General features: G+C 51.5%; 2 rRNA genes. Both read right to left on the bottom strand.

Annotation, left to right across the window (positions count from 1 at the left end):
* Window positions 1–4: 4 nt before the first annotated feature.
* Window positions 5–116 (bottom strand): 5S ribosomal RNA (gene rrf, locus L0659_RS26230).
* 66 nt (window positions 117–182) lie between these two features.
* Window positions 183–3,005: ribosomal RNA gene (locus L0659_RS26225) — 23S ribosomal RNA — on the bottom strand.
* Window positions 3,006–3,058 lie beyond the last annotated feature (53 nt).

Genomic DNA, 3,058 nt, shown 5'->3' with positions numbered 1-3,058 from the left:
GGTATTGTGGCGACTACCTACTTTACCAGGTTTGATCCAAGTATCATCGGCGGTTCTGGGCTTAACTTCTCTGTTCGGGATGGGAAGAGGTGAACACCAGGCCAATAGTCACCAACAAGGTCTTTGTGAGTGTAATCAATGTCATATTGGAAGTAGAAGAGAGAAAAAGTATTAAGATGTTAATGCTGCAAGCTGTTGGGTAATTAGTACTGCTCGGCTGAATGTATTTCTACACGTACACCTGCAGCCTATCAACGTCGTAGTCTACAACGACCCTTATGTGGAAGATTCATCTTCGGGCTAGTTTCGCACTTAGATGCTTTCAGCGCTTATCTATTCCCCACATAGCTACCCGGCCATGCCACTGGCGTGACAACCGGTTCACCAGCGGTGGGTCCACCTCGGTCCTCTCGTACTAAAGGCAGCCCCCGTCAATCTTCCTACGCCCACCACAGATAGGGACCGAACTGTCTCACGACGTTCTGAACCCAGCTCGCGTGCCACTTTAATCGGCGAACAGCCGAACCCTTGGGACCTTCTCCAGCCCCAGGATGTGACGAGCCGACATCGAGGTGCCAAACCTCCCCGTCGATGTGAGCTCTTGGGGGAGATCAGCCTGTTATCCCCGGCGTACCTTTTATCCTTTGAGCGATGGCCCTTCCATACAGAACCACCGGATCACTATACCCTGGTTTCCCACCTGCTCGACCCGTCGGTCTCACAGTCAAGCCTGCTTGTACTATTGCACTCCACACACGGTTACCAAGCGTGTTGAGCAGACCTTTGGAAGCCTCCGTTACACTTTTGGAGGCGACCACCCCAGTCAAACTACCCACCATGCACGGTCTCCGACATAGTCGGATTAGATCCCAGGCCAGCGAAGGGTGGTATTTCAACGTTGGCTCCTGAACGCCTGGCGACGCCCACTCACAGCCTCCCACCTATCCTACACATCCCTGACCCGAAAACAATGCAAAGCTATAGTAAAGGTGCACGGGGTCTTTCCGTCCCGTGGCGGGTAAGCGGCATCTTCACCGCTACTACAATTTCACCGAGCTCACGGCCGAGACAGTGCCCAGATCGTTACACCATTCGTGCAGGTCGGAACTTACCCGACAAGGAATTTCGCTACCTTAGGACCGTTATAGTTACGGCCGCCGTTTACTGGGGCTTCGATTCAATGCTTCTCTTGCGATGACATCCCCTCTTAACCTTCCAGCACCGGGCAGGTGTCAGGCCCTATACGTCAACTTTCGTTTTGGCAGAGCCCTGTGTTTTTGCTAAACAGTCGCCTGGGCCATTTCTCTGCGGCCTCTCATCGCTGAGGAGGCTCCCCTTCTCCCGAAGTTACAGGGTTAATTTGCCGAGTTCCTTAGCCGTGATTCACTCGAGCACCTTAGAATATTCTTCTCGACTACCTGTGTCGGTTTACGGTACGGGCTGCATACAGCTGGTGTTTCAAAAGCTTTTCTTGGAAGCGTTTTCGTAAGTTCGCTTCGCCCGTAGGCTCCGCTCAACGCACTATTCCGTCAGTACGTACTTACCACAATACTCCGTCACTCTTTCACACTGCATGCAGGGGCAGGAATATTAACCTGCTGTCCATCGAGAGTCGCCTGTCGGCTATCCCTTAGGCCCCGCCTAACCCTCCGTTGATTAGCATAGCGGAGGAATCCTTAGTCTTTCGGTGTGCGGATTTCTCATCCGCATTATCGTTACTTATGCCTACATTTGCTTTTCTCACCAGTCCAGCCCAGCTTACGCCAAACCTTCACCCCTGTGAGAATGCTCCCCTACCGATCGTAATAAATTACTATCGCATAGCTTCGGTAATATGCTTGATGCCCGTTTATTATCGATGCCCGCCCCGCTCGACCAGTGAGCTGTTACGCACTCTTTAAATGTATAGCTGCTTCCAAGCTAACATCCTGGCTGTCTCTGCAGTCGGACCCCCTTAGTTCAACTTAGCATATATTTTGGGACCTTAGCTGATGCTCTGGGTTGTTCCCCTCTCGGACTGGGACCTTAGCACCCCAGCCCTCACTGCCGTGTATATCATAGCCCATTCGGAGTTTGTCAGAATTTGGTAGGATTTGACTCCCCCTAGTCCTATCAGTAGCTCTACCTGACCATGACTCAACCACGACGCTGTTCCTAAAAACATTTCGGGGAGTACGAGCTATTTCTCAGTTTGATTGGCCTTTCACCCCTACCCTCAGTTCATCCGAAAACTTTTCAACGTTTACCGGTTCGGTCCTCCACGATGTGTTACCAGCGCTTCAACCTGACCAAGGGTAGATCACCAAGTTTCGCGTCTACAGCCACTGACTAATCGCCCATTTCAGACTCGCTTTCGCTTCGGCTCCTGTATTCTAATACATTAACCTTGCCAGTGACCGTAACTCGTAGGCTCATTATGCAAAAGGCACGACGTCACCCGTAGGCTCCGTCCGCTTGTAAGCGCATGGTTTCAAGTTCTATTTCACCCCGCTGCTCGCGGTACTTTTCACCTTTCCCTCACGGTACTAGTTCACTATCGGTCTCTCAGGAGTATTTAGCCTTGGCGGATGGTGCCGCCGGATTCAGAGGGGATTTCTCCGGTCCCCACTTACTCAGGATACTCACTCATTTAACGCTCTTACCTGTACGGGATTCTCACCCTCTTCGATTGGCCTTCCCATGCCATTCCAGTTCAATTGTTAAACACTAGGTGAGTCCTACAACCCCAGTCTGGCCGTAACCAGGCTGGTTTGGGCTTATCCGCGTTCGCTCGCCACTACTTGCGGAATCACTATTGTTTTCTTCTCCTGCGGGTACTTAGATGTTTCAGTTCCCCGCGTTTGCCCCCCGTAGGGTAATACCACTTCATGGTACTGGGTTGCCCCATTCGGATATCTACGGATCAACCAGTATGTGCCTGTCCCCGTAGCTTTTCGCAGCTTATCACGTCCTTCATCGCCTCTGAGAGCCTAGGTATCCCCCATGCGCCCTTAATTCGCTTGCGCGATCTTAAAACCTTCTTCTTTCTTCTACTTCTCAATATGTCAATGAACTCGTT

The sequence above is a fragment of the Dyadobacter sp. CY347 genome, assembly GCF_021502655.1.
Classification (GTDB): Bacteria; Bacteroidota; Bacteroidia; order Cytophagales; family Spirosomataceae; genus Dyadobacter.
Note: the sequence above shows the minus strand (reverse complement) of the source record. Positions and strands in the feature narration are given on the sequence as shown.